We start from the raw sequence: 25,981 nt of genomic DNA, 5'->3' as shown, positions 1-25,981 counted from the left end.
GCGGCAGCGGCGTCCGCGGTCGCCGTCCCCGATGAGCCGGGCGCCGGCGCGCCCGGCCGGTGGCGGCTGCGACGGGTGAGCCGGTCGTCGCACGCCTCAGCGCAGGGTCGTGCCCCGGGACTTCCCCTCCACCTGGTCGACGAGGCTCTTGGCAGGACCGAAGTGCCAGTCGGCGGGGCTGCCGGGGGCCTTCTCGATCTTCAGCATGACCGACCGGGAAGGGGAGAGCCTGAGGACGTACCCGGCCCGGAACCTCCCGTCCGCCTGCCGGTCCCAGACAAGCTCACTGTTCTCCTTCGCCCACGCCACCACGCCCTTGACCACCGCAGCCACGTCCTGGGGGGCCTTCTGGTGCTTCTTCTCGTCCTCGCCCATCATCTCTTCCCCTCCGCGTCAGGGCACTCGGCCCCCTGTCAGGCCGCATGGACCCGCCGGGCGTGCCGCCCGCCGTCCTGCCGACCGTGTGCGGCCCCCGGCCGCACGGGTCCGTCCACGGATGTGACACGCCGAGCGTCCCGGCAGCACCGGGCTTGACGCCCTCTCACTTCGCCATCATCACATCCGGGTACGACAGGGCGGCCCGCCCTGTCGTAAACACCGACGGGTCACCGGCCCCGGGAAGGCGCCCTGAGGAAGCGCAGCAGCGCGGCAGCGCGCCGCACGCCGTGCGGATCGGTCTCGCCTCGCCGTCTGCGCAGGTCCTTGGCGACGTGCTGGACGTCCTGGCACGGATCGCCCGGGGCGGTCCCGAGGCCGATGGGGCTGACTGACGTAAAGGCGGCGAATCCTAGCGAGCCATCGGCACATGCCACTGGGAAATGTCTGAACTCACCCGCATCGTGTGCCGGCTGGGTAACGTTCCGTGCTGTCCCATTTACCAGATGTGCGGCGGAGGGGTGTGCGTGCCCGGCATAGACGAGTGCCTATCCGAGGCGCTGGCGATTCCCGGAGTGCTCGGGGCGAGCGTGGTCGACTGGAGCAGCGGCCTCCTCCTCGGGGCCGTCGGCGAGGAGCCAGGACACGGCCACGAGGCGGCCGCCGCCGACGCCACCGAGGCGGCGCGCGCCGTCGTGGAAGGCGGCACCTTCACGGCGAAGGAGTCGGGAAGGGTCCCGGTCGAGGACATCATCATCACGGCTCCGGGGAGCTACCACCTCATCCGGTTCCTCGACACCTTCTTCGACAGCGACGTCGTCCTCTACCTGTGGCTGGACCGGTCGCTGGCCAACCTGGCCGTCGCCCGGCTGGGACTGCAGGCCATCGCGGAGCGGCTGGTGCTCGTATGACGGGCACCGACGCGGCACGGCCGGTCCTGCGGGGTCTGCCCCGGCGCACTCCGGCCCGCGGCGGCGCACCTGCGCCCCTCCGCACGGGCGTGACCGGCGCGTACGCCTTCACCGCCGCGCTGGCGAGGCTCGCGGAGGCGAGGGCCAGCGGGGCGCTGTACGGATCGGCGGGGACGGTCTACCTCCGTGACGGGGCGGTCGTCCACGCCGAGAGCCCGTGCGCACCGGATCTCGGGGTGCGGCTCACGGCCTGCGGCCTGCTCTCCCCGGACCAGTGGCGCGAGGCGGTCATCACCGCGAGCGCCGGGCGCGGTGTCGGCGATCGCCTCGTCGATTCCGGGCGGGTGGCCCGCGGGGAACTGGAGTTGTGCCACCTGCTGACGCTCTTCGACGCCGCCTACTTCACCCTGCTGCCCGACGCGGAACCCGACCGGTTCCGGCCGGGCGCCGCCTTTCCGCTCGGCCCCATCGCCCGGCCCGTCCCCGCCCAGCGCGTGGCCGCGGAGGCGCAGCGGCGCCGGGCGCAACTGGAGCGGACCTGGCCCTGGGACGACACCGACGCATGCCCCGTCGTCCCCCGCCCGGAGGGCGAGGTGCACGGTCGGCGGGCACGGGCCCCCACAGCCGGTCAGCTGGCGGTGCTGGGGGCGGCGGACGGAATCCGTACGCCGGTGCAGATCGCCTGGCACCTGGGGCGCTCGGCCTTCGCGACCCTGCTGGACGTACGCCGGCTGGCGGCGACCGGCCGGATCAGCACGCCGCTTCGCGCCGAGGCGCCACCGGCCGTGCCTCCCGTGCCCTCCACGGCCCGGCCCGCGCCGCCCCCGCAGGCGCCCTCCGGGCGGCCGGCACCGGTTCCCACGCCCCCGCCCGTCGCCCGAGGCGGACCGCTGCCGGCGGTCCTGCCGTCCTGCGACCCCTCCGTCGTCCTGTTGCTCCGACTTCGTGCCGCCCTGGAGGCCCGCCTGTGAGCGCCCTGCCGACCCGCCCGGCGCCCGCCGAACGACCGTGGAAGAAGGCTCTGCGGCAGCTTGCCGGAAGGAGACAGCTGGTGGCACTCGAAGCCGACGTCCTGGCCGAACTCCGCAGTCTGCGGGCGAGGGTGCCGCACCTGACCGGCGGGCTCGTCGCCAGCGTCGACGGCCTGGTCGTCGCGCACGATTTGAGCGGTCCGGAGCCGGAAGGGGTCGCCGCACTGACCGCCGCGGCCCTGGGCGTTGCGGCCCGGATCACCGAGGCCACCGCCCGCGGCGCCTTCCGGGAACTGCTCGTCCGGGGGGACAGCGGCTACATCGCCGCGTACGCCGCCGGCGACGCCATGGCCCTCGCCCTGGTGGCGGGGCCCGACTCAAACGTGGGCCGCCTGCACCTGGAGGCCCGACGATCCGGTCGACGGATCGAGGAGATCGTCGACCTCGCGCTCCAACGACAGGAGCGGAGATGACCGCACGACCCAGTTCCCCAGCCGACAAGCCGTCGGGCACGGGACGCGGCCGCGCCGCCACCGGACCCAGGCATTCGTCACGTCAGAGAACCACACCACAAGGAAGCGAGACCGCAATGGCCAACACCGAGACCGCGCTGAAGGATGTCATGACGTCGATCGAGGGCGTCCTGGGCGTCGCTCTCGTGGACTACGGCAGCGGCATGGCGCTGGGCACGCTCGGCGGTTCCAAGGACCTCGACCTGACGGTCGCGGCCGCGGGCAACACCGACGTCGTCCGCGCCAAGATGCGCACGATGGAGATGCTCAATCTCAAGGAGCACATCGAGGACATCCTGATCACCCTCGACTCCCAGATCCACATGATCCGGCTGCTGACCGGGCGTTCGGGCAAGGGCCTGTTCCTCTACGTCGCACTGGACAAGAACCGCGCGAACCTTGCGATGGCCCGCCACCAGCTCAAGCGCATCGAAGGCGAACTGGAGGTCTGACCGGCTCCCCGCGAGGCTACGGCGGCCCGGCACATCAGGCGCACGCTGCCGCGTGCCGGGCGTCGCCCCGCCTGGGCCGTCACGCGGCCCCGGCGCTCGGCGGCCGGGTGTCCTCGACCGCCTCGCGGCCCGTGGAGACGGTCCCGCGGCCGGGTCCCGGCGAGTCCGCGCGGGGCCGGCCGTCGAGGCGACGATGCGGAGGTCCGCGCCCGCGCCCGCGTCACCGGTACCAGACGCACACCGTCCTGCGCCGCCGCCGTCCATGCGGCGGCGGCGCAGGCGGCCGCGTCGGAGGTCCCTCCGGCCGCCGCGCGTCATGAGTGACGGTCACCGGTGCGCGGGTGGCACCGCGAGGGCGAGGGCGCCGAGGAGGAGTGCCCGCCGCGGCGCGCCCCCTGCTCGACCCTGCCACCCAGCTTCTCGCGCACCGGCTCCATGCCTCGGGGCGTTCTCCACCCCCCAGCGCTCCACGATCAGGTACGAACCGCCGTACGGCTGCGCCTCCGCCCGCCACGCCTTCTGCCCGGTCGCGCCGGCGAAAGTGAGCGGCACATAGGTGCCGCGTGCCGTCGAGGGGGCTCCGAGGCGCAGCTCCGCAACGTCGGTCTGCAGCTGAGGGGCGCGGGGCCGCCCGCCGCCCCGATCCGCTCCAGGGCGACCGGCCCGCCCGCTACGTCCGTGTCCCGGCCGCCGCAGGCGGCCAGCGCTACGGCGCGCCGCGGCCACCCGCGGGCCTACGCCCGGCACGAGGACGCGGCCGTCACCTTTCCCGGACTCCGGCTTCGCTGCCTTCCGGGGGACCGGCCTGCTCGCATCCTCCATCGGGCCGCGCGGTACGAGGGTCATCCGGACGGCCCAATGGCGCGTGCCGCCTTGTGAAAGGCCCGCCCCAGGGGTGCGCGGTGTGGGGAGAATCCGCCGCCGCACGCTTTTCGACGACCTGGGACCCGTGACTGCGACGCCTCCGATCAGGCATACTCCAACGCGCCGCAGCCGCAGGTCGGACCGTGCCGTGACCCGGCGGGAGACCATCGGACGACGGTCGACGAACCGGCGGCGCCGCCACACCCTGAGCGGACGCCGCCGCAGCGCCCGACAGGGAGGAGAGTGCCGCCATGTCCCACGACGGCCTTCAGCCGGTGGACCGACAGCTTCCCACGGAGGAGGCCCGCGACCTGCTCGCACTCGTACGCGAGCTGGCACACCGGGAGATCAAGCCCAGGGCGGCCGAGGAGGAGGACGCCGGCGTGTTCCCGCGCGAGGTCTTCCGCCTCATCGGCGAGGCCGGGCTGCTCGGACTGCCCTACCAGGAGGAGTACGGCGGCGGTGGCCAGCCGTACGAGGTCTACCTGCAGGTGCTCGAGGAACTGGCGGCGGCCCGGCTCACCGTCGGCCTCGGCGTCAGCGTGCACACCTTGGCCTGCCACGCGGTCGCCCACTTCGGCAGCAAGGAGCAGCGCACCGAGCACCTGCCCGCGATGCTCGGGGGCTCCCTTCTCGGCGCCTACAGCCTCTCCGAGCCCGCCGCAGGCTCCGACGCCGCCTCGCTGCGCACCCGGGCCACCCGGGAGGGCGACGCCTGGCGGATCGACGGCACCAAGGCGTGGATCACCCATGGCGGCGTCGCGGACTTCTACACGGTGCTGGCCCGTAGCGGGGCCGAGGGCCCGCGGGGCATCACCGCGTACCTGGTGCCCGGGGACGCGGAGGGCCTGACCGCGGCAGCCCCGGAGAAGAAGATGGGCATGAAGGGGTCGCCCACGGCCCAGCTCCACCTCGACGGCGTGTGGGTTCCCGACAGCCGCCGCGTCGGCGACGAGGGCCAGGGCTTCACCATCGCGCTGGCCGCACTGGACTCGGGCCGCCTCGGCATCGCCGCCTGCGCCATCGGCGTCGCCCAGGCCGCGCTCGACGAGGCGCTCGCTTACGGGATGACCCGGCAGCAGTTCGGCCGCCCTGTCGTGGACTTCCAGGGGCTGCGCTTCATGATCGCCGACATGGCCACCAAGATCGAGGCCGGGCGGGCGCTCTACCTCGCGGCGGCCCGGCTGCGGGACGCGGGCCGGCCGTTCTCCCGGCAGGCGGCCATGGCGAAGCTCTTCTGCACGGACGCCGCGATGCAGGTGACCACGGACGCGGTTCAGCTGCTCGGCGGTTACGGCTACACCGCCGACTTCCCCGTCGAGCGGTACATGCGCGAGGCCAAGGTGCTGCAGATCGTCGAGGGCACCAACCAGATCCAGCGCATGGTCATCGCCCGCAGTCTCGCCGGCCCGGAGAGCAAGGAGCACTGAGGCGGGGCGAGGAGCACCGCACGCGCGGGTGCCGCGCCGCCCGCCCGGCCGGGCGGCGCGCCACCCGCGCCCTGCGTGGTGGGTGCGGCGGGGGTCAGGCGGCGCGCTGGAGCGGTACGCGCAGCGGCCGCGAACCGGGGCCGCCCACGTGGGAGAAAGGCTGAGTGCGCCAGTCCAGCCCGGCGGGGAGCGTGAGCAGCGTGCCCCACTCCGTGTCCTCGCCCGGGGTGTCCCCGCCGGCGGGGGTGGCCTCGGCTGCGGGACGCCCGGAGCCCGGGCAGATCGTCAGCCCGAAGGGGTTCCACGGCGAGGCGCACAGCGCGTGCTGCGGCAGGACGTCCTCGCCGGGGAGAATGGCGATCGGACGGGCGCAGTCGGGGCAGTGCACGCGGAAGGCGTCGTAGCCCTCCTCGTCGAAGGCCTCGTCGGCCTCGTCGGCGTCGTCCGCCGTCAGCAGCTCGAACGGCTCGCGACGTTCGTGCTCCTCCTGGAGAACCGCCGACGAGCGCTCGCCGCGGCTGTGTCGTGCGTGGGTGCGCATGGGTGCATCTCCCCTTCATCAGCGCCCACCAGCGGGGCTGACCGGGCTCTCGGCCTCGGCCATAGCGAGCACTTCCCGCCGCGCGGCCGCGGTAATCACCGCTGATCCACGAAGCGTTGGCATCTGGTGTGGGCTTCGTCACATGCCTTCGACCTCGTGCCGCCCCGCGCCCCGCGAACGGCGCGGTGCGCCCCTCCCGCGCCCTTTCGGGGCGTGGGGGCCGTGCCGACAGGCGGGACGGCGTCGAGAGCCGTCGGCTCTCGTCTGGCGGCGTCGTCGTCGGTCGTCGAGGCTCCGCTGCGTCCGCCTTCCCCGCCGTGCCGGACACGGCCCCGACCCGCTCCTCGTTCCACCCCGCCTCTCCGCGCGGCCTCCTAGCGGCCCCCGGGTTCCCCGGCCTCCCGCAGCGGCGCCGTGCTCTTTCTGACGACCAGTCTGACTCCGAGCTCCATACTGGTGTTGCTCTTGTCGCCGGTCCCCTCGGGCTGCGACAACCGCAACAGCATCCGGGCGGCCTCCTCGGCCATCTCCACGAGCGGTTGGTTGACGGTGGTCAGCGACGGGCTCGCCCACCGGGCAGGCGGGATGTCGTCGTAGCCCACCACCGAGAGGTCCCTGGGCACCTGCAGGCCCTTGACCCGTGCGGCCTCGAGGACGCCGAGCGCCTGCAGGTCGCTGCCCGCGAAGATGGCGGTGGGCGGGTCCGGCCGCTCCAGCAGGGCGAGCGCTCCGTCGTGTCCGCCCTGGACGTGGAAGTCCCCGTAGCGGATCAGGTCGTTGTCGACGGTGAGCCCCGCCATGCTCATGGCCGAGCGGAAGCCGTCGAGACGGGCCAGGGAGCACAGCATGTCGTCGGGTCCGGTGATGATCCCGATGCGGCGGTGACCGAGGTCGATGAGGTGCCGGGTGGCGGCGACGCCGCCGGCCCAGTTCGCCGAGCCCACGGACGGCACGTCGGGCTCTGGGTCGCCCGCCGGGTCGATGATCACGAAGTTGATGGCCCGTGAGCGCAGCTTGCGCTTGATGTCGTCGGGCAGCGAGGAGAAGACGAGGACGACGCCGAGCGGGCGGCGGCGCAGCACGCCCTCGATCCACTCGGGGCCGGGTGCGTGCCGGGTGCCGCTCTCGGTGAGCACCACGCTCATGTTGCGGCTCTTGGCGACGTTCTCCACGCCCCGGATGAGCTCCATCGCCCAGACGCTCTCGAGTTCGTGGAAGACGATCTCGATCAGCCGCGACTCCGGCTGCGTGGGGGAGGGGCGCCGGTAGCCGTTCACCTCCAGCAGGCGCTCGACCTTGCTCCGGGTCGGCGCGGCCACATCGGGACGTCCGTTGAGCACCTTCGAAACTGTCGAAAGTGATACGCCCGCTTTCGAAGCCACGTCGGCCAGAGTGATCCGGCCCGTGGTCTCATCATCACGCATGCCGCACAGGATAGGGCACGGCGGTTCGGTAACGGTTTGGTCGCTTCAATTCCCCGCTGTTGACCAGGGCGAGGCCGCAGCCTACGGTCCGTCATCAAGCGAATTTCGGCAAAGTGGCCGAAACTTTCGAGAGGTCGATTATGAAGAAGCGTGCGTGGTTCCCCCGTGCCGTCGCCGGCGGCGCGACACTGGCACTGGGTCTGACCCTGACCGCCTGCAGCAGCGGTGACGGCGCCTCGGCGGGGGGTGATTCCGGGACAATCCACGTCCTCGTGTACGGCGACTCCGCGAACAAGGTGGAGAAGCAGATCGTCGCCGAGTTCAACAAGACCTCGAAGGTCAAGGCCGTCCTCGACACGATCCCCGGTGCGGACTACCAGCAGAAGCTGCAGACCGTCATCAACACCAAGCAGGCCCCCGACGTCTTCTTCAACTGGGGCGGCGGCAGCATCCAGCCGTTCGTCAAGGCCGGTCTGCTGCTCCCGCTCGACGACTTCATCAAGAAGGACCCGGGCCTGAAGGACAACTTCCTGCCCTCGGTCTTCAACACCGCGGTGATCGACGGCAAGGCCTACGGCGTGCCGATGCGCGGCACCCAGCCGGTGCTGATGTTCAGCAACAAGAAGGTCCTCGCCGACGCCGGCGTGCAACCGCCGAAGACCTGGGACGAGCTCCTGGACGTTATCGGCAAGCTCAAGGCCAAGGGCGTCACCCCGTTCGCGCTCGGCGGCGGCGACAGGTGGCCGACCCTGATGTGGTTCGAGTACCTCTACGACCGCGTCGCCGGTCCGGAGCTGTTCAGCAAGGCGCTGGCCGGTGACAAGAGCGCCTGGGAGAGCGCGGACAGCAAGAAGGCGCTGAGCATGCTCAAGGAGCTCATCGACGCCGGCGCCTTCGGCACCAACTACGACTCGGTGAAGTTCACCGACGGCGGCTCGGCCCAGCTGCTCGCCTCCGGCAAGGCCGCCTTCGAGCTCATGGGCTCCTGGGAGTACTCCACGCAGCAGGACGCCAGCCCGGACTTCGCCAAGAACGACCTGGGCTACACCGAGTTCCCGACCATCCCGGGCGGCAAGGGCGCCGCGGCGAACGTCGTCGGGAACACCAACAACTTCTACTCGGTGCTGAAGAAGACCGAGCACCCGGAGGCGGTCGCGGAGTTCCTCAAGCTCATGTACTCCGACGACTTCGTCAAGCAGCAGCTGGCGATCGGCAACCTGCCGACCACCACGAACACCACCAAGTTCCTCGACACGACCGACCACCCCGAGTACCTGAAGTACCAGTTCGACCTGGTCAAGAAGGCCCCCTCGTTCCAGCTGTCGTGGGACCAGGCCTACCCGCCGTCGGCCGGCACGCCGATCCAGCAGGCCGTGCAGCAGTTCTTCAACGGCCAGATCGACGCGGACGGCTTCATCAAGGCCATGCAGGCCCTGCCCACCTCCTGAGAGCGACGTCCCCCGCATGGTCTCCCTCACCGCCACCGTGACGGGCAAGCGGCAGACGCGGCGTCCGGCCGGCCGTTCCATCGGCCGGCCGGGCATCGCCTGGGCCCTCCCCGCCACGATCTTCTTCGCCCTCTTCGCCGTCGTGCCGCTGGCACTGGTGGCGGTCCTCTCCTTCACGAGCTGGAGCGGTCTGGGCTCGCCCGAGTACGCGGGCTTCGACAACTGGGTCAAGGTCTTCCAGGACCCGGTGCTGATCAAGAGCCTCTGGCTGAGCGTGCTGCTCACCGTGCTCGGCGTCGTCGTCCAGACCCCGCTGAGCATCCTGCTCGGCGTCTGGGCCGCCGGTCCGCAGCGCAACCGCGCCGTGCTGTCCGCCGTCTTCTTCGTGCCGCTGCTCCTGTCGGCGACCGCCGTGTCGGTCCTGTGGCGCGCGCTGCTCGACCCCAACTTCGGCGTTCCCTCGCAGGCGCGCTGGCTGTTCGGCGACGGCAACCTCTTCGGCACGCAGACCGCCGCGATCGGTGTGCTGGTGTTCGTCAGCACCTGGCAGTTCACCCCGTTCCACGCGCTGATCTACCAGGGCGCGACCCGGGCCATCCCGCAGGTGCTCTACCAGGCGGCGCAGATCGACGGCGCGGGCACGGTACGGCAGTTCTTCCACATCACGCTGCCGCAGCTGCGCAACTCGATCATCACCTCGATGATCCTGATGATCGTCGGCGGTCTCACCACCTTCGACACGGTGCTGATCCTCACCCAGGGCGGCCCCGGCACCGACACCACCATCACCGCCTACTACATGTACGACAAGGCCTTCAAGGGCTTCGACTTCGGCGCGGGCGCGGCCGTCGCGCTGATGCTCGTCGTCGTCGCCACCGTGATCTCGCTGGTCGTCGTCCGCGCCTCCGGCTACGACAAGATGGCCGGCACCAAGGAGGGGCTGTGATGAGGCGACGCCCCAACTACCTCGCGGGACTGGGCGCCCTGCTGTGGCTGGCCCTGGTCGGCACGCCGCTGTACGTCATGCTCGGCGCCACCGTGCAGTCGCGCGCCGACTACAGCGCGGGCGGCCCGCTGTCCTTCCCGCGGTCCTTCACGCTGGACAACTACATCCAGGACTTCAGCAACGGCTTCGGGCAGTACTTCCTCAACACGGTCGTCGTCACCGTCAGCGTGGTGGCCATCGTGCTGCTGCTCGTGCCGCCGCTGGCGTTCACCATCGTGCGCAACCGGGGCCGCGGCGCCTCGCAGGTGTTCCGGCTCTTCCTGCTGGGCCTGGCCATCCCCGCGCAGGCCGTGATCGTCCCGATGTTCTACGTCATCAGCAAGGCAGGGCTCTACGACAACCTCATCGGCGTCATCCTGCCGACCGCGGCGTTCTGCCTGCCGGTCTGCACCCTGATCCTGACCGGCACGATGCGTGACATCACCTCCGAACTGTTCGAGGCGATGGCCGTGGACGGCGCCTCCGTCCGGCGGACCTTCTTCCAGCTCGTCCTCCCGCTGTCCGGCGGCGGACTGTCGACGATCGTCGTCTTCTCCGCCCTGCAGGCCTGGAACGGCTTCCTCTTCCCCCTGGTGCTCACCCAGTCCGAGGAGACCAAGGTGCTCACTCTGGGTCTCTACAACTTCCGGACCCAGTACGGCATCAACATCCCCGGCCTGCTGGCCGCCGTGGTGCTGTCCACGATCCCCGTCCTGCTCGTCTACCTGTTCGCCCGACGTGCCCTGGTCCAGGGGCTCATGGGCGTCGGAGGAAAGTGAACGACAACGTGACCGCCGACTCCCGCGTCGAGGCGCTCATCCGCGAGATGACCCTGGACGAAAAGATCGCCCAGCTCTACGGGGTCTGGGTCGGCGCCTCCGGCGAAGGCGCCGAAGTCGCCCCCCACCAGCACGACATGGACGAGCCGCCCAACCTGGACGACCTCGTCCCGGAAGGCCTCGGGCAGCTGACCCGGCCCTTCGGCACCGTCCCCGTCGACCCGGCCCTCGGGGCGCTGTCCCTGATGCGCACCCAGGAGAAGATCGCCGCGGCCAACCGGTTCGGCATCCCGGCCATGGCCCACGAGGAGTGCCTCGCGGGCTTCGCCGCCTGGGGCGCCACCACCTACCCCGTCCCGCTGTCCTGGGGCGCCTCCTTCGACCCCGAGCTCGTCCGGGTGATGGGCGCGGCCATCGGCCGCGACATGCGCTCGGTCGGCGTCCACCAGGGTCTCGCCCCCGTCCTGGACGTCGTCCGCGACGCGCGCTGGGGCCGGGTCGAGGAGACCATCGGCGAGGACCCCTACCTCGTCGGCACCATCGCCACCGCCTATATCCAGGGCCTGGAGTCCGCGGGCATCGTGGCCACCCTCAAGCACTTCGCCGGCTATTCGGCCTCGCGCGCCGGGCGCAACCATGCGCCGGTCAGCATGGGCCCGCGCGAGCGCGCCGACGTCGTCCTGCCGCCCTTCGAGATGGCGGTCCGGGAGAGCGGCGTCCGGTCCGTGATGCACGCCTACACCGACACCGACGGCATGCCCTCCGCCGCCGACGAGGAACTGCTGACGGGTCTGCTCCGCGACACCTGGGGCTTCGACGGGACCGTCGTCGCCGACTACTTCGGGATCGCCTTCCTCAAGACCCTGCACGGTGTCGCAGCCGACTGGGCGGACGCCGCGGGCACCGCCCTGCATGCCGGCGTCGACGTGGAGCTGCCCACCGTCAAGACCTTCGGGCAGCCGCTGCGCGACGCCGTCGCCGCGGGCAGGGTCGACGAGAAGCTCGTGGACCGCGCGCTGCGCCGCGTCCTGACCCAGAAGGCGCAGCTCGGCCTGCTCGACCCCGGGTGGAGCCCGGTGCCCTCCGCGCTCGCCGAAGCCGACCTCACCGACCCGCAGGGCCTGCGCGGCACGGTCGACCTCAACTCCGCGGCCAACCGCGAGCTGTCGCGGCGTCTGGCCGAGCGGTCCGCCGTGCTGCTGAGCAACGACGGCACCCTGCCCCTGGGGCGGCCCGCCCGCATCGCGCTCGTCGGCCCCCAGGCGGAGACCCCGACCGCGGTGCTGGGCTGCTACTCCTTCCCCGTGCACGTCGGCGCGCAGCACCCGGACACCCCGCTCGGCATCGACCTGCCCACGCTGCGCCAGGCCCTGGTGGCGGAGTTCCCCGGCTCCGAGATCGTCACCGCAGCGGGCTGCGGCATCGACGACACCGACGTCTCCGGCATCGCGGCGGCCGTACGGGCGGCCCGGGACGCCGACGTGGTCGTGGCCGCGCTCGGCGACCGTGCCGGTCTCTTCGGCCGCGGCACCAGCGGCGAGGGCTGCGACGCCGAGTCGCTCACGCTGCCCGGTGTGCAGCAGCGGCTGCTCGACGCGCTCCTCGACACGGGGACACCGGTCGTGCTGACCCTGCTGGCCGGCCGCCCCTACGCCCTCGGGCGGGCCGTGGAGGAGGCGGCCGCCGTCGTCCAGCACTTCTTCCCCGGGCAGGAGGGCACCCCGGCCCTCGCCGGGGTGCTGAGCGGGCGGATCAACCCGTCCGGGCGGCTGCCGGTGAGCGTGCCGCGCCACCCGGGCGTCCAGCCCTCCACCTATCTCGCCGCGCCGCTCGCGCGGGCCAGCGAGGTGTCCAACATCGACCCGGCCGCCGCCTTCGGCTTCGGCCACGGGCTGACCTACACGACCTTCGAGTGGTCCGCCCCTACGGTGCACGGTGCCTCCGGCGACCGGGCGGTGACCGGTACCGACGGCGAGGTCGAACTGTCCTTCACCGTCCGCAACACCGGCGACCGCGCGGGCAGCGAGGTCGTCCAGGTCTATCTGCACGACCCGGTCGCCTCCGTCGTCCAGCCGGTGCAGCGGCTCGTCGGCTACCTGCGGGTGCCGCTGGAGCCGGGCGAGGCGCGGCGGGTCGACGTCACCGTCCCGGCCGACGTCGCCGCCTTCACCGGCCGCGACGGCCGGCGCGTCGTGGAACCGGGTGAGCTTGAGGTTCGACTGGCCGCATCGAGCACCGACGTCCGCTTCACCGTACGGGCCGAACTGACCGGCTCGGCACGGCAGGTGGACCACACCCGGCGGATGCACGCGCTGGTCGCCGGCACCCCGGAGGAGACCAGGTGAGCCTGCCCGAAGGGACGGCGGAGGCGGCCGTGTCGTCGGAGAACGTCGCCAACCCCGTCCTGCCGGGCTGCCATCCCGACCCGAGCGTCTGCCGGGTCGGGGCGGACTACTATCTGGTCACCTCGACCTTCGAGTACTTCCCGGGCATCCCGGTGTTCCACAGCCGCGACCTGGTCCACTGGACGCCGGTGGGGCACGTCCTCACCCGCACCTCGCAGGTGGACCTCGCCTCCGTGGTGTCCTCCGAGGGCGTCTTCGCCGCGACCATCCGGCACCACCAGGGCCGGTTCTACGTCGTGACCACCCTCGTCGGCGGCAGCGGACGGGGCGGCACCTTCGTCGTCACCGCCACCGACCCCGCCGGGCCCTGGAGCGATCCGGTGTGGCTGGACGACGCACCCGGTATCGACCCCTCCCTGTTCTTCGACGACGACGGCCGCGCCTGGTGCACCGGCACACGGCTCGCCGAGCCGGGCGCGTGGGAGGGGCAGACCGACGTCTGGCTGCGGGAGTTCGACACGGCGGCGCTGGCCCTCACCGGACCCGAGCACCTGCTGTGGCGCGGCGCGCTGCACGGCGCCGTGTGGGCCGAGGGGCCGCACCTGTACAAGGTGGACGGCCGCTACTACCTGCTGGCGGCGGAGGGGCGGCACCGAGCACCGTCACGCCGTCAGCGTCGCCCGCGCCGAGCACGTCACCGGCCCGTACACCGGCAACCCGGCCAACCCGGTGTTCACCCACCGCCACCTGGGCCGCGACTTCCCCGTGGTCGGCGTCGGCCACGCCGACCTGGTGCGAACGGCGTCGGGGGAGTGGTGGGCCGTGCTGCTCGGCAGCCGCCCGTACGGCGGCTACCACCCCAACCTCGGGCGGGAGACCTTCCTCGTCCCGGTGCGCTGGGAGGACGGCTGGCCGCTCTTCGCGCCTGGTGTCGGCACCACGCTCGGCCCCTTCCGCCCGCCCGCGGTGGCCGCCGCCGCGCAGGCGGTTTCCGGCGGGGCCGCCGCCGGGCCGCCGCACGAGGAGCCGTTCCGCGACGACTACGACGGTCCCCGCCTGGACCCGCGGTGGAACCAGGTGCGCACCGGGGAGCCCTTCTGGTCGCTGACCGCACGCCCCGGCTGGCTCCGGCTGCCGCTCGGTCCCGCCACGCTCGCCGAGGTCGGCACCCCGTGCTTCCTCGGCCGGCGCCAGCAGCACCAGGACGTCAGCGTGGCCGCGCTCCTTGATGTGGCGCCCCGGACGGCGCAGGAGTGGGCCGGGCTCGCCGTCCGGCAGTCCGAGGCGGACCATCTGGTGCTCGCGGTCGCCGGCGACGGCCGCGGCGGGCGCCGCGTGCTCGCCGCGGTCCGTACCGGCGGTGAGCAACGCCTTGTGGCGCAGGCGCCGTTGCCCGCCGGGCCCGTGGTGCTGCGCATCCATGCCGAGGGCCAGCGCTACGGGCTGCGCTACGCCCCCGCGGGCGCGGGCGGCGACGCGGAGACCGAACTGGCCGCCGTGGACGGCGGATTCCTCAGCTCGCCCCGCGCGGGTGGTTTCCTCGGCGTCTGGCTCGGCCCGTACGCCACCGCTCACCACGCCCCCTCCACCACCGTCGCCGACGTCGACTGGTTCGACTACCGGCCGCTCGCCCCCTGACCACGGAGCCGCTGTTGTTCACCGACCTCCCCGAGGGCGAACTGCGCGAGTACCGCAGCGCCCAGACCGCGCCCGCCGACTTCGACGACTTCTGGCGTTCGACGCTCGCCGAGTCGCGTGCCGCCGGGACCGCCGCCGTCAGCGTCACGCCCGCGGCCGGTCCGCGGCTGCGCACGGTGCGCGTCTTCGACGTCACCTTCCCCGGTTTCGGCGGTGAACCGGTACGGGCCTGGCTGCGGCTGCCGGACGAGGCAGAGGGGCCGCTTCCCGCGGTCGTCCAGTACGTCGGCTACGGCGGCGGCCGGGGACACGCGCTGGACAACCTGTTCTGGGCGTCCGCCGGTTTCGCCCACTTCCACATGGACACCCGCGGCCAGGGCTCGGGCTGGAGCCGCGGCGACACGCCCGACTCCGGCACCACGGGCCCGCAGGCCCCCGGGATGATGACCCGCGGCATCGACGACCCCCGCACGTACTACTACCGCCGCCTGTTCACGGACGCCTTCCGCGCCGTGGACGCCGTCCGCACGCTGCCCTCGGTGGACCCCGGACGGATCGCGGTCCTCGGCGCGAGCCAGGGCGGCGGCACCGCGCTCGCCGTCGCCGCCCTCGCCCCCGAGGTCCACGCCCTGGTGGCACACGTCCCCTTCCTGTGCGACTTCCCCCGGGCCGCGGTGGTCACGGACGCGGACCCGTACCGCGAGATCGGCCGCTACCTGGCCGTCCACCGCGGCGGCGCCGGGCGGGCCATGCGTACCCTCTCGTACTTCGACGGCGTCAACTTCGCCGCTCGCGCCAGGATCCCGGCCCGCTTCTCCGCGGCGCTGATGGACGAGATCACACCGCCCTCGACGGTCTTCGCGGCATACAACGCGTACGCGGGCCCCAAGGAGATCGACGTCTGGCCCTGGAACGGCCACGAGGGCGGCGGGATGGAGGACGGCGAGCGAGCCCTCGCCTTCTTCCGCGCGCTCTTGAGGGCAGCGTGAAGTGCAGCCGCACCTGTGGAGTCGAGGCGGCAAGTCCGTACAACCCTCGTTCTCCCGTGGTTGTCGTTCGACATGGACCGGAGAACCCGGCGTGCCCCCTTGATGGGGCCTCACCGTAGGCGACGACGGACGTCTTCTGCATGCCCCCTCAGCCGGCGTCCGGGCGGTCGCATCGGCACCCGCTCCTCACCACGGCTCACGGGGGCTGGGTGCTGCACTTGGCGTCGCGGATGAGGACCTGCGGTGTGTGGTGCGGTCGCCACGCCGCTTTTGAACGACGTGCGGCCGGGTGGCCCGAAGTGAGCGACGGATTTGCTGAGGACGACGTGCGCGGGAGGCGCCGACTTCCGGTCGACGCGGCGTGACGACCCTGCGAAGTCCCTCACCGCAGGGCGACTTCGCGAGGAGACCGGTCGACGACGTAGGATCGGCAGGCTCAGCTCAACACGCACCACACGGAGAGATGACATGCACAGCGCCCGAAGAACCGTGCTGCCGCTGCTCGGGGCCGCGTTGCTCCTTGCCAGTGTCCTGGGAGTCTCCCCTGGCTCCGGAAGCCAGGCACATGCCGCCGCGCAGGCAGATCAACCGGCCGGGGCGGCAACGCCCTTCACGACCGTCGAGGCCGAGTCCGGAACGCTGGGCGGTGGTGCCCGCATGCGCCACCTCACGGCGGGAGAAAGGGCGCCCACCGCCGCCACGATCGAGACCGAGGCCTCGGGCTACGCCCTTGTCGAACTGACGAACACCGGCGACTCGGTGTCGATTCGGAATGCGTCGGGCGAGCAGGCCAACACCCTTGTGGTGCGTGCCTCGATACCCGACGCTCTGAACGGCGGCGGCCTCAAGGCCACGGTAAACCTGTATGTGGACGGTGTCTACCGTCAGCCGATCACCCTGAGTTCGGCTCAGGCATGGAACTACCGCAACGGAAGCACCAACCTCGACGACCCCCATGGCGGGGGCATGCCGTTCCACTTCTACAACGACTTCCCGGTCTGGGTCACGGGTGATCCCATCCCAGCGGGAAGCAGCATCACGTTGCGCAAGGACTCCGGCAACACGGCCGCCGTGTACGACATCGACTCGGTCGATCTGGAGAACGTCGGACCGGCGCTTAACCAGCCGGGCGAGGCACTGTCGGTCGTCGACTTCGGAGCGGACCCGACGTCCACCAAGGACTCGACCGCCGCGATCCAGAACACGGTGAACGCGGCCCGGGCGCAGGGCCGACCGGTGTGGATCCCGGCGGGCACATACCTCACGAGCAGCCTGGTGTCCGCGACGCTGGACTTCACAGGTGTGACGGTCGAGGGCGCCGGCATGTGGTACACCACGCTTTACCACAAGGTCCCACTGCCCTCTCCGGCCGGATGGCGGTCCCAGGTTCTGGTGGGCTCGGGCACCGACCTGAGTGACCTGCAGATCGACGGGAACGCCGTATGGCGGGGTACGGGCGGGGGGGCCGACTACGGCATCCAGAGCATGGGCGCGCTCGGATGGCACGTGAATCGGGTATGGACCCGGCACACCGACGCCAACTGGCTCTCCGGCAGCGACGGCCTGATGGAGAACAGCCGTACCAGCGACTCCTATGGCGACGGGTTCAACATCAACAACGGAAACTCCGCTGACAAGCGCGGCGACAACGTTGTCGTCCGCAACTGCTTCGCCCGCGGTACGGGTGACGACTCCTTCGCCACGTACTCCGATTCCGGCGCCGACGGCACCAACCCCCAGATCGTCGGCGCCAAGATCCTCGACAACACCGCTGTCGCGCCCTGGTGGGCCAACGGCATCCGGGTCGCCGGCGGGAAGGACGTCCAGGTCATGAACAACCTGGTGAACAGCGTCTCGTCGGACAGCGCCATGGACATCGGTGTCTACGCCGACTCGGGACGCCCGGTGGACTCGGCAACGATCAGCGGGAACGTGTTGATCGGCGGTGGCGGGTGGAACGGTGCGCGGCACGGCGTGCGGATCAGCTCACCAGCCGCTTCCTCACGGTTCGCGAACGCGTACACGAACGTCACCATGACCGGCAACACCCTGCGTGGAGCTCTCCACGCGGGCCTTTTCATCGATCGCGCGCGCGTGAACGCGACGGTGACGGGCAACACGATCGATGGTCCGGCCGAGCAGGCGATCCTGGTGAACGCCGGAGTTGCCGGCACGGGGTCCTTCACGGACAACACGGCGAAGAACCTGCGTTCCGGCGTGAACGCGTTCGTTAACAATTCCATCGACTTCACCAGCACCCTGGCGGGCAACAGCTGGCAGAGCAACGCCTCGCCGGTGGTGAACGACGACGCCCTCGCCTACGACACCCACTGGAATCACGCCACCAACCGAGGGGTGGGCGACCTGAACGACGACGTCCACCACTCCAGTACGCCGGGTGCGGTCGCGACCTACACCTTCAGCGGGACCGGTGTCCGGTACCTCTCGGAGCGGTACGGGGACGAGGGCACCGTCGACGTCTACATCGACGGGAAGTTCCAGAGAACCGTTGATCTCAGAGCCTCCGGCCCCCGGCAGTCACAAGTGGTGGTGTTTGAGAAGACCGGTCTCACCTCGGGGCAGCACACCTTCAAGCTGGTGAACGGCTCCGGACTGGGCATCATCGACAGCCTGTACATCATCTCCTCGGCCGGCGGTTCGTCCGGCGGGGACACAAGCACCCGGCCGACCGGGCCGATCACCGGGATCGGCGGGAAATGCGTCGACGTGGCGGCCGCGTCCAGCGCCAACGGAACCGCCGTGCAGTTGTACGACTGCAACGGCTCTGCTGCCCAGCAGTGGACGATGACGGCGAATGGTTCCATCCGCGCCCTGGGCAAGTGCCTGGACCTCACCGGGGCCGGTCTGTCCAACGGAACCAAGGTGCAGCTGTACGACTGCAACGGCACCGGCGCGCAGAAGTGGGCCTACGACGCGTCCTCTCGAGCCCTCGTGAATCCCGCGTCCGGGCGCTGCCTGGACGCGACGGGGCCGAGTTCGGCCAATGGCACCCGGCTGCAGATCTGGGACTGCGCCGGTTCGAGCAACCAGAGTTGGACCGTGCCCGCCGCGTGAGTCCGGTCACGCGGCACGGGCGGGCGTCCGGCCGACCGATCCGACAGCACGGGCGCGTGGTTCGGGAGCACCCCGTGCCACGCGCCGGCGCCGGACGGCCGGCGCTCCTTCGGCCGTCGCCGTGCGGGCACGGCGACGCCGGGCCGGGAACGGCTAACGGGCCCGCAGGTCCCTGACGCGGCGGATCTTGCCGACGGAGCGCTCGACGGTGTCGGGATCGACGACCGTCACCTCGACGCTGACGCCCACGCCGTCCTTGACCTCAGCCGCGATGGAGCGGGCCGCCTCCTCGCGCACGATCGCGGCGGCGTCGGGGCGCGCTTCGACCACGACCTCCATGTGGTCCATGCGGCCGCGCGTGGTGAGCCGGATCTGGAAGTGCGGGGCCACTCCGGGTGTGCGCAGCACGATCTCCTCGATCTGGCTGGGGAAGACGTTCACGCCGCGCACGATGAGCATGTCGTCGGAGCGACCGGTGATCTTCTGTATGCGGCGGAAGGCGGGACGCGCGGTGCCGGGCAGCAGGCGGGTCAGGTCGCGGGTGCGGTAGCGGACGACCGGCAGCGCCTCCTTGGCGAGGGAGGTGAGGACCAGCTCGCCCTCCTCACCCTCGGGCAGCGGCTCACCCGTGACCGGGTCGACGATCTCGGGATAGAAGTGGTCCTCCCACACGTGCAGGCCGTCCTTGGTCTCCACGCACTCCTGGGCGACGCCCGGGCCGATCACCTCCGACAGGCCGTAGACGTCGACCGCGTGGATGTCCATGCGCTCCTCGATCTCGCGGCGCATCTGCTCCGTCCACGGCTCCGCGCCGAAGATGCCGACCCGCAGCGAGGTGCCGCGGGGGTCGATGCCCTGGCGCTCGAACTCGTCGAGCAGGGTGAGCATGTACGACGGGGTGACCATGATGATCTCGGGCTTGAAGTCCTGGATGATCTGCACCTGGCGTGCCGTCATGCCGCCGGAGGCGGGGATCACCGTGCACCCGGCGCGCTCGGCGCCGTAGTGGGCGCCCAGGCCGCCGGTGAACAGGCCGTAGCCGTAGGAGATGTGCACCTTGTGGCCGGGGCGCCCGCCGGCGGCGCGTATGGAGCGCGCCATCACGTCGGCCCACATCGACAGATCGCCCTCGGTGTAGCCCACCACGGTGGGCAGGCCCGTCGTGCCGCTGGACGCGTGGACGCGGCGCACCTGCTCCATGGGGACGGCGAACATGCCGAAGGGGTAGGTGTCGCGCAGGTCGGCCTTGGTGGTGAACGGGAAGCGCGCCAGGTCGTCCAGGCGGGCGCAGTCCTCGGGGCGCAGGCCGGCCTCGTCGAACTTCTTCCGGTACGTCTCGACATTGTCGTAGGCATGGCGCAACGTCGCCCGCAGCCGGGAGAGTTGGAGCTCCCGCAGTTCCCCGACGTCCAGCTTCTCGGCGGAGTCGAGCAGCCCGTGGGGGAGCGGCTCTCCCAGGCGCGTCCCCGCGGTCGCCCGCTCCGTCGGCTCGCTGCTCATCCGTTCTCCTTCGTGCTCCCGATGCTGCGGCTGCGCCCGCGGAACTCGGCGACCACCTGCTCGCCCCGCAGGATGGTCACGTCGTAGATGCCGCTGCGGCCGAAGCGGGTGCGCTCCTTCGCCAGGGCGACGAGTTCGTCGCCCTCCCGGACGGGGGCGACGAAGGTGATGTCGGCCCCGGCGGCCACGGTCACGGGGCCGTGGCTGTTGCAGGCGCAGGCGAAGGCGGTGTCGGCGAACAGGAAGAGGTAGCCCCCGTGGGCGATCCCGTGCCCGTTGACCATCGCGGGCGTGACGGTCATGCGGAGCGCGGCCGCCCCCTCGCCTGCTTCGAGGAGTTCGATGCCGAGGCTCTGCGACGCCGTGTCCGCGGCGAACATGTGCTGGGCCGGGCCCTGCGCCTGGTCCATGGCACCCCTCACGAGCGTCACCACCCTTGTGAACCGACCGAACATTCGGTTAGCGTGCGGCACGCCCAAGGTAATCCAGCAGCCGAACTGCCTGTCAAGAGGTGGAACGCATGTCCCAGCAGCTTCCCGCGCGCCCCGCGGACGAGGTCTTCCTGATCGACGGCGCCCGCACCCCGCAGGGCCGCTACGGCGGCGCCCTGGCCTCCGTGCGCCCCGACGACCTGGCCGCACTCGTGGTCGGCGAGGCCGTGAACCGTGCCGGGATCCCGGCCGAGGCCGTGGACGAGGTGATCCTGGGCGCCGCCAACCAGGCGGGCGAGGACAACCGCGACGTCGCCCGGCTCGCCGTGCTGCTGGCCGGCCTGCCGCACACGGTGCCCGGCTATACCGTCAACCGGCTCTGTGCCTCCGGTCTCACCGCCGTCGCCTCGGCGGCGCAGGCGATCCGGTCCGGCGAGGCCGGCCTGGTCGTGGCGGGAGGGGTGGAGTCGATGACCCGCGCCCCCTGGGTGATGGCCAAGCCCGGAACCCCGTGGGCCAAGCCCGGCGAGGTGTACGACACCTCTCTCGGCTGGCGCTTCACGAACCCGCGCTTCACCGCCAAGGACACCCTGACCATGGGGGAGACCGCGGAGGAGGTCGCCGCCCTGGACGGGATCACCCGCGCCGAGTCCGACGCCTTCGCGCTGCGGAGCCACCAGCGGGCCGTCGCGGCCCAGGAGGCCGGGCACTTCGACCGCGAGATCGTGCCGGTCGCCGTCAAGGACGGCGAGGTCCGCCGCGACGAGGGGCCGCGGCCCTCCACCAGCCTGGAGAAGCTGGGGGCGCTGCGCACCGTCTTCCGCAAGGACGGGGTCGTGACCGCCGGCTCGTCCTCCCCGCTCTCCGACGGCGCCGCCGCCCTCGTCGTCGCGGGGCGGGAGGCCGTCGAGCGGTACGGCCTCACGCCGCGCGCCCGGATCGTCACCACGGCCACCGCCGGCGTCGAGCCCCATGTCATGGGCCTGGGCCCCGTGCCGGCGACGGAGAAGGCCCTCGGGCGCGCCGGGTGGAAGACCGGCGACCTGGACGCGGTGGAACTCAACGAGGCCTTCGCCGCCCAGGCCGTCGCGGTCATCCGCCGCCTCGGACTCGACGAGGAGCGGGTGAACGCCGACGGCGGCGCCATCGCGCTCGGCCACCCGCTGGGCTGCTCCGGCGCCCGCATCCTGCTGACCCTCCTCGGCCGTCTGGAGCGCGAGGGCGGCCGCCGCGGCCTCGCCACCCTCTGCGTGGGGGTCGGCCAGGGCGTGGCGATGCTGGTGGAGCGGGTCTGACGGACGCCCCCCGGCGGGCCCTGTGCGCGGTTGTCCACAGGGCTTGCCGGGGGCGGCGGAGTCCGCCAGACTGGTAACCGAACGAATGGTCGGTAGGGGAAGCTGGTGACGATGAGCACACCGAACGCCACCGTGCCGCCGGAGGACGCGCAGGCGTCGCTCCAGGAGCACTTCGACGCCACGATCGCGCGGGACCAGCGCATCGAGCCGCGGGACTGGATGCCCGAGGGCTACCGCAGGACGCTGGTGCGGCAGATCGCGCAGCACGCGCACTCGGAGATCATCGGCATGCAGCCGGAAGGCGAGTGGATCACCCGCGCCCCCTCGCTGCGCCGCAAGGCCATCCTGTTCGCGAAGGTCCAGGACGAGGCGGGCCACGGGCTCTACCTCTACTCAGCCGCCGAGACCCTGGGCGTGGACCGGGAGGACCTGACGCAGCGCCTGATCGAGGGCCGCCAGAAGTACTCCTCGATCTTCAACTACCCGACGCTCAGCTTCGCCGACGTCGGTGTCATCGGCTGGTTCGTCGACGGCGCCGCCATCTGCAACCAGGTGCCCCTGTGCCGCTCCTCCTACGGGCCGTACGCCCGCGCCATGGTGCGCATCTGCAAGGAGGAGTCCTTCCACCAGCGGCAGGGCTACGAGTTGCTGATGACGATGATGCGCGGCACCGAGGCCCAGCGGGCGATGGTGCAGGACGCGGTGGACCGCTGGTGGTGGCCCTCCCTGATGATGTTCGGCCCGCCGGACGGCGACTCGCCCAACTCGGCCGCCTCGATGGCCTGGAAGATCAAGCGCCACAGCAACGACGAACTGCGCCAGCGCTTCGTCGACATGACCGTCCCGCAGGCCGAGAGGCTCGGCGTGACCCTGCCCGACCCGGAGCTGCGCTGGAACGAGGAGCGCGGCCGGCACGACTTCGGCACCCCCGACTGGTCGGAGCTGCAGCGCGTGATCAGCGGTGAGGGACCCTGCAACGCCGAGCGGATGGCCCGTCGCCGCTCGGCCCACGAGGAAGGCGCCTGGGTGCGCGAGGCCGCGACCGCCCACGCCGCCAAGCAGGCGGCCCGGGCACAGGAAGGAGCCGTGGCATGAGCACCACCGGCGACAGCACGACCCGGGCCGGGTGGCCCCTGTACGAGGTGTTCGTCCGCGGCAAGCGCGGCCTGAACCACGTCCACGTCGGCTCCCTGCACGCCGCCGACGACCGCATGGCGCTCACCCACGCCCGCGACCTGTACACGCGGCGCAACGAGGGCGTGAGCATCTGGGTGGTGCGCTCGGAGCACATCGCCGCGTCCACCCGGGACGAGAAGGATCCCTTTTTCACCCCCAGCGCCGACAAGGTCTACCGGCACCCCACCTTCTACGACATCCCCGATGACGTCCCCCACATCTAGGAGCAGGGCATGAGCGACGAGCACGTCTACCTGTCCCTGGCCGAGGGGCACGAGGACAGCGACGCCCGCTGGGCCTTCGGGACCGGCTTCCAGGACCCTCTGCACGGCGTGGACACCGCCCTGCCGGCGGGCGTGGACGCCGCGGTGCTGGCCGCCCGCTGCCTGGCGCTCGGCGACGACGCCCTGATCGGCGCCCAGCGCCTGGCCGAGTGGTGCACCCGTGCGCCCGAGCTGGAGGAGGAGGTCGCCCTCGCCAACATCGGGCTCGACCTGCTCGGCCAGGCCCGCCTGCTCTACTCCCGCGCGGGCCAGGTGGACGGCACCGGCCGTGACGAGGACGCCTACGCCTACCTCCGGGACGCCCCCGACTTCCGCAACGTGCGCCTCGCCGAACTGCCCTGCGGGGACTTCGCGTTCTCCGTCGCCCGGCTGCTCGTCACGTCCAGCTGGCGGCTCGCCGTCCTCGAGCGGCTCGCCCGCACCGCCCAGGACCCGGTGCTCGCCGCCATCGCCGCCAAGGGCGTCAACGAGGTGACGTACCACCGGCAGTACGCCGCCGAGTGGACGGTACGGCTCGGCGACGGCACCGAGGAGTCGCACCGCCGGATGCGGGCCGGTCTGGGACAGGTCGCCCCCTACCTGGAGGAGCTCTTCACCGCCGCAGCGACCTGCGGTGCCGAGCCGGCCGAGGTGCGGGACGAGGTGGCCGGCGTTCTGCGGCAGGTCACCGAGGCCGCCGGGCTGCCCCCGGTCGAGGCCGAGCCGCTGCCCGGCCACGGCCGCGAGGGCGATCACACCGAGCACCTCGCGCCGCTGCTCGCGGAGTTGCAGGGCGTCGCCCGCGCACACCCGGGAGCGGTCTGGTGAGCGCCGCGACCGCGCCCGCCGACGCGCACCGGGCGGCCCGCGTGGCCGCCGAGGTGCCCGACCCCGAGCTGCCGATGCTGACCCTGGCTGACCTCGGCGTCCTGCGTGACGTCGACGTCCGCCCCGACGGCACCGTCGTGGCAGCCCTCACCCCCACCTACTCGGGCTGCCCCGCCATGGCGGAGATGCGTGCCGACGTGGCGGCCCGGCTGCGCGCCGCCGGTTTCCCCCGGGTCGAGATCCGCACCGTCCTGGACCCGCCGTGGACGACCGACTGGATCACCGCCGAGGGCCGCCGCAAGCTCGCCGCCCACGGCATCGCACCCCCCGGGCCGGCGCCGCGGCGCCCCGCCGGCCCAGTGCCGCTCCTTCTCACCGCCACCCGGCGCGCCGTCGCCTGCCCCCGCTGCGGATCAGCGGACACCGAGGAGACCTCACGCTTCGCCGCCACCTCCTGCAAGGCCCTGTGGCGCTGCCGTGCCTGCCGCGAGCCGTTCGAGTACGTCAAGGAGATCTGATGGCACCGACCCTCCCCGTCCCGCAGGCGCCGGCCCCGCGGGTCCGCCGCCGCCCGGCCTTCCACGCCCTGCGGGTCGCCGCGGTCGAGCCGCTCTGCGAGGACGCGGCCGCCGTCAGCTTCGACATACCGCGCGAGCTGGCCGCGGAGTTCGCCTTCGCGCCAGGGCAGTCCCTCACGCTGCGCCGCGAGATCGACGGGCGCGACGAGCGGCGCTCGTACTCCATCTGCTCTCCGGTCGGCACCGCCCCCCGCATCGGGGTGCGCGTCGTGCCCGGCGGGCTCTTCTCGGCCTGGCTGGTGCACGAGGTGCGGCCGGGGGACACCGTCGAGGTCATGGGGCCCACCGGGGCCTTCACCCCCGATCTGGCCGAACCCGGGCACCATGTGCTCATCGCGGCGGGCTCCGGCATCACCCCGATGCTCTCCATCGCCGAGTCCGTCCTCGCCGCCGACCTCGCCTCCCGAGTCACGCTCTTCTACGGCAACCGGCGCACCGACACGGTCATGTTCGCCGACGAACTCGCCGAGCTGAAGGACCTGTACCCCGCCCGGTTCCAGCTCGCCCACGTGCTCTCCAGAGAACCACGCGAGGCCGAGGTGCTCTCCGGCCGCCTCGACGCAGGACGGCTCGCCACCCTCGTCGAGGGTTTCGTCGACGTCCCGAACGCCGACCACTGGTGGCTGTGCGGCCCCCACGGCATGGTCGTCGACGCCCAGCAGGTCCTTGCCGGCCTCGGCGTCCCCGGCGACCGGGTGCACCAGGAGCTGTTCTACGCGGACGACGAGCCCGTCACCCCGGTGCGCCATGAGGACGTCGCCGCCGAAGGACCGGTCAGCCAGGTCACCGTCGTCCTCGACGGCCGCACCACCACGGCCGCGCTGCCGCGCGATCGCAGCGTCCTCGACGGCGCCCAGCGCACTCGCCCGGATCTTCCCTTCGCCTGCAAGGGCGGGGTCTGCGGCACCTGCCGGGCGCTCGTCACCGACGGCAAGGCGGAGATGCGCCGCAACTTCGCCCTCGAGACGGCCGAGGTCGACGCGGGCTATGTGCTGACCTGCCAGAGCTATCCGGTGTCCGACACGCTGACGGTGGACTTCGACAGCTGACGTCTCAGGGGCTGAGGTTCTGCGCGCGCCGACGTCCCATGAGCCGGCGCCTGGCCGCCGCCGGACCGGCTCCCGCCGCAGGGCGGACCGACCGATCGCGAACATCCTGCCGCTCGGAGGCG

General features: G+C 72.0%; 23 protein-coding genes and 1 pseudogene. 19 read left to right on the top strand and 5 right to left on the bottom strand.

Annotated features, from left to right (window positions below; all coding sequences use genetic code 11):
• Nucleotides 1-96: 96 nt before the first annotated feature.
• Nucleotides 97-378 (bottom strand): hypothetical protein, encoded by a 282-nt coding sequence (locus tag AC3ET4_RS14280; protein ID WP_431949115.1) that lies wholly within the window; start codon nt 376-378, stop codon nt 97-99.
• A 524-nt stretch (nt 379-902) separates the two neighbouring features.
• Between AC3ET4_RS14280 and AC3ET4_RS14275 the strand changes: the two genes are divergently transcribed.
• The 5 genes from AC3ET4_RS14275 to AC3ET4_RS14255 all read left to right on the top strand — a co-directional run bounded on the left by AC3ET4_RS14275 (nt 903) and on the right by AC3ET4_RS14255 (nt 5,515).
• Nucleotides 903-1,286, top strand: coding sequence for a hypothetical protein (locus AC3ET4_RS14275; protein WP_431949114.1), 384 nt, complete (start codon nt 903-905; stop codon nt 1,284-1,286).
• A complete protein-coding gene (locus AC3ET4_RS14270; protein ID WP_431949113.1) occupies nt 1,283-2,257 on the top strand; it encodes a transcriptional regulator in 975 nt (324 codons plus the stop codon). The genes AC3ET4_RS14275 and AC3ET4_RS14270 overlap by 4 nt, the downstream gene beginning before the upstream one ends.
• 80 nt (nt 2,258-2,337) lie before the next feature.
• Nucleotides 2,338-2,730 carry a roadblock/LC7 domain-containing protein gene (locus AC3ET4_RS14265; RefSeq protein ID WP_431949112.1) on the top strand — a complete coding sequence of 131 codons (393 nt, stop codon included), beginning with the start codon at nt 2,338-2,340 and terminating at the stop codon, nt 2,728-2,730.
• Between the two features lie 116 nt (nt 2,731-2,846).
• Nucleotides 2,847-3,221, top strand: a complete 375-nt coding sequence (locus AC3ET4_RS14260) for a hypothetical protein (protein WP_431949111.1) — start codon at nt 2,847-2,849, stop codon at nt 3,219-3,221.
• Between the two features lie 1,115 nt (nt 3,222-4,336).
• Nucleotides 4,337-5,515, top strand: a complete 1,179-nt coding sequence (locus tag AC3ET4_RS14255) for an acyl-CoA dehydrogenase family protein (RefSeq protein ID WP_431949110.1) — start codon at nt 4,337-4,339, stop codon at nt 5,513-5,515.
• Between the two features lie 94 nt (nt 5,516-5,609).
• On the opposite strand, the gene AC3ET4_RS14250 is transcribed toward AC3ET4_RS14255, so the two are convergent.
• Together AC3ET4_RS14250 and AC3ET4_RS14245 are read right to left on the bottom strand one after the other, a co-directional pair.
• Nucleotides 5,610-6,056 carry a hypothetical protein gene (locus AC3ET4_RS14250; protein WP_431949109.1) on the bottom strand — a complete coding sequence of 149 codons (447 nt, stop codon included), beginning with the start codon at nt 6,054-6,056 and terminating at the stop codon, nt 5,610-5,612.
• 374 nt (nt 6,057-6,430) lie between these two features.
• Entirely contained in the window at nt 6,431-7,492 is a 1,062-nt protein-coding gene (locus AC3ET4_RS14245; protein WP_431949147.1) for a LacI family DNA-binding transcriptional regulator, read from the bottom strand.
• A gap of 128 nt (nt 7,493-7,620) precedes the next feature.
• Here AC3ET4_RS14245 and AC3ET4_RS14240 point away from each other — a divergent pair, with 128 nt between their 5' ends.
• The 8 genes and pseudogenes from AC3ET4_RS14240 to AC3ET4_RS14205 all read left to right on the top strand — a co-directional run bounded on the left by AC3ET4_RS14240 (nt 7,621) and on the right by AC3ET4_RS14205 (nt 18,739).
• Nucleotides 7,621-8,928 (top strand): ABC transporter substrate-binding protein, encoded by a 1,308-nt coding sequence (locus AC3ET4_RS14240; protein WP_431949108.1) that lies wholly within the window; start codon nt 7,621-7,623, stop codon nt 8,926-8,928.
• A 16-nt stretch (nt 8,929-8,944) separates the two neighbouring features.
• Nucleotides 8,945-9,874, top strand: a complete 930-nt coding sequence (locus AC3ET4_RS14235; RefSeq protein ID WP_431949107.1) for a carbohydrate ABC transporter permease — start codon at nt 8,945-8,947, stop codon at nt 9,872-9,874.
• On the top strand, nt 9,874-10,692 hold the full coding sequence (locus AC3ET4_RS14230; protein WP_431949106.1) for a carbohydrate ABC transporter permease: 819 nt from the start codon (nt 9,874-9,876) through the stop codon (nt 10,690-10,692). Before AC3ET4_RS14235 ends, AC3ET4_RS14230 begins: the two co-directional genes overlap by 1 nt.
• A gap of 47 nt (nt 10,693-10,739) precedes the next feature.
• A complete protein-coding gene (locus AC3ET4_RS14225; RefSeq protein WP_431949146.1) occupies nt 10,740-13,037 on the top strand; it encodes a beta-xylosidase/alpha-l-arabinosidase in 2,298 nt (765 codons plus the stop codon).
• A pseudogene (locus tag AC3ET4_RS14220) lies at nt 13,034-13,645 on the top strand (family 43 glycosylhydrolase); the annotation flags it as partial. The gene AC3ET4_RS14225 and the pseudogene AC3ET4_RS14220, both read left to right, overlap by 4 nt.
• Before the next feature lie 121 nt (nt 13,646-13,766).
• Nucleotides 13,767-14,675: a beta-xylosidase family glycoside hydrolase gene (locus AC3ET4_RS14215; RefSeq protein ID WP_431949105.1), complete on the top strand. Its 909-nt coding sequence runs from the start codon at nt 13,767-13,769 to the stop codon at nt 14,673-14,675.
• Nucleotides 14,676-14,686: 11 nt separating this feature from the next.
• Entirely contained in the window at nt 14,687-15,664 is a 978-nt protein-coding gene (locus AC3ET4_RS14210) for an acetylxylan esterase (RefSeq protein WP_431949145.1), read from the top strand.
• A 468-nt stretch (nt 15,665-16,132) separates the two neighbouring features.
• The gene (locus AC3ET4_RS14205; protein ID WP_431949104.1) at nt 16,133-18,739 is read left to right on the top strand and encodes a ricin-type beta-trefoil lectin domain protein; all 2,607 of its coding nucleotides are present in this window, start codon (nt 16,133-16,135) and stop codon (nt 18,737-18,739) included.
• A gap of 153 nt (nt 18,740-18,892) precedes the next feature.
• Here AC3ET4_RS14205 and paaK read toward each other — a convergent pair whose 3' ends face one another.
• Both paaK and paaI read right to left on the bottom strand, forming a co-directional pair.
• A complete protein-coding gene (paaK, locus tag AC3ET4_RS14200; protein WP_431949103.1) occupies nt 18,893-20,239 on the bottom strand; it encodes a phenylacetate--CoA ligase PaaK in 1,347 nt (448 codons plus the stop codon).
• Nucleotides 20,236-20,649 carry a hydroxyphenylacetyl-CoA thioesterase PaaI gene (gene paaI, locus AC3ET4_RS14195; RefSeq protein WP_431949102.1) on the bottom strand — a complete coding sequence of 138 codons (414 nt, stop codon included), beginning with the start codon at nt 20,647-20,649 and terminating at the stop codon, nt 20,236-20,238. Before paaI ends, paaK begins: the two co-directional genes overlap by 4 nt.
• A gap of 110 nt (nt 20,650-20,759) precedes the next feature.
• Between paaI and AC3ET4_RS14190 the strand changes: the two genes are divergently transcribed.
• The 6 genes from AC3ET4_RS14190 (at nt 20,760) to paaE (ending at nt 25,859) form a co-directional block, all read left to right on the top strand.
• Nucleotides 20,760-21,965 (top strand): thiolase family protein, encoded by a 1,206-nt coding sequence (locus tag AC3ET4_RS14190; protein WP_431949101.1) that lies wholly within the window; start codon nt 20,760-20,762, stop codon nt 21,963-21,965.
• Between the two features lie 111 nt (nt 21,966-22,076).
• On the top strand, nt 22,077-23,060 hold the full coding sequence (paaA, locus tag AC3ET4_RS14185) for a 1,2-phenylacetyl-CoA epoxidase subunit PaaA (protein WP_431949100.1): 984 nt from the start codon (nt 22,077-22,079) through the stop codon (nt 23,058-23,060).
• On the top strand, nt 23,057-23,365 hold the full coding sequence (gene paaB / locus AC3ET4_RS14180; protein WP_431949099.1) for a 1,2-phenylacetyl-CoA epoxidase subunit PaaB: 309 nt from the start codon (nt 23,057-23,059) through the stop codon (nt 23,363-23,365). The genes paaA and paaB overlap by 4 nt, the downstream gene beginning before the upstream one ends.
• Before the next feature lie 9 nt (nt 23,366-23,374).
• On the top strand, nt 23,375-24,232 hold the full coding sequence (gene paaC, locus AC3ET4_RS14175; protein ID WP_431949098.1) for a 1,2-phenylacetyl-CoA epoxidase subunit PaaC: 858 nt from the start codon (nt 23,375-23,377) through the stop codon (nt 24,230-24,232).
• Nucleotides 24,229-24,750 carry a 1,2-phenylacetyl-CoA epoxidase subunit PaaD gene (gene paaD / locus AC3ET4_RS14170; protein ID WP_431949097.1) on the top strand — a complete coding sequence of 174 codons (522 nt, stop codon included), beginning with the start codon at nt 24,229-24,231 and terminating at the stop codon, nt 24,748-24,750. Before paaC ends, paaD begins: the two co-directional genes overlap by 4 nt.
• Entirely contained in the window at nt 24,750-25,859 is a 1,110-nt protein-coding gene (paaE, locus tag AC3ET4_RS14165; RefSeq protein WP_431949096.1) for a 1,2-phenylacetyl-CoA epoxidase subunit PaaE, read from the top strand. The genes paaD and paaE overlap by 1 nt, the downstream gene beginning before the upstream one ends.
• Nucleotides 25,860-25,981 lie beyond the last annotated feature (122 nt).

This window comes from Actinacidiphila sp. bgisy167 (assembly GCF_057707665.1).
The sequence above is the reverse complement of the archived record's forward strand: the minus strand, read 5'-3'. Positions and strand labels throughout refer to the sequence as shown.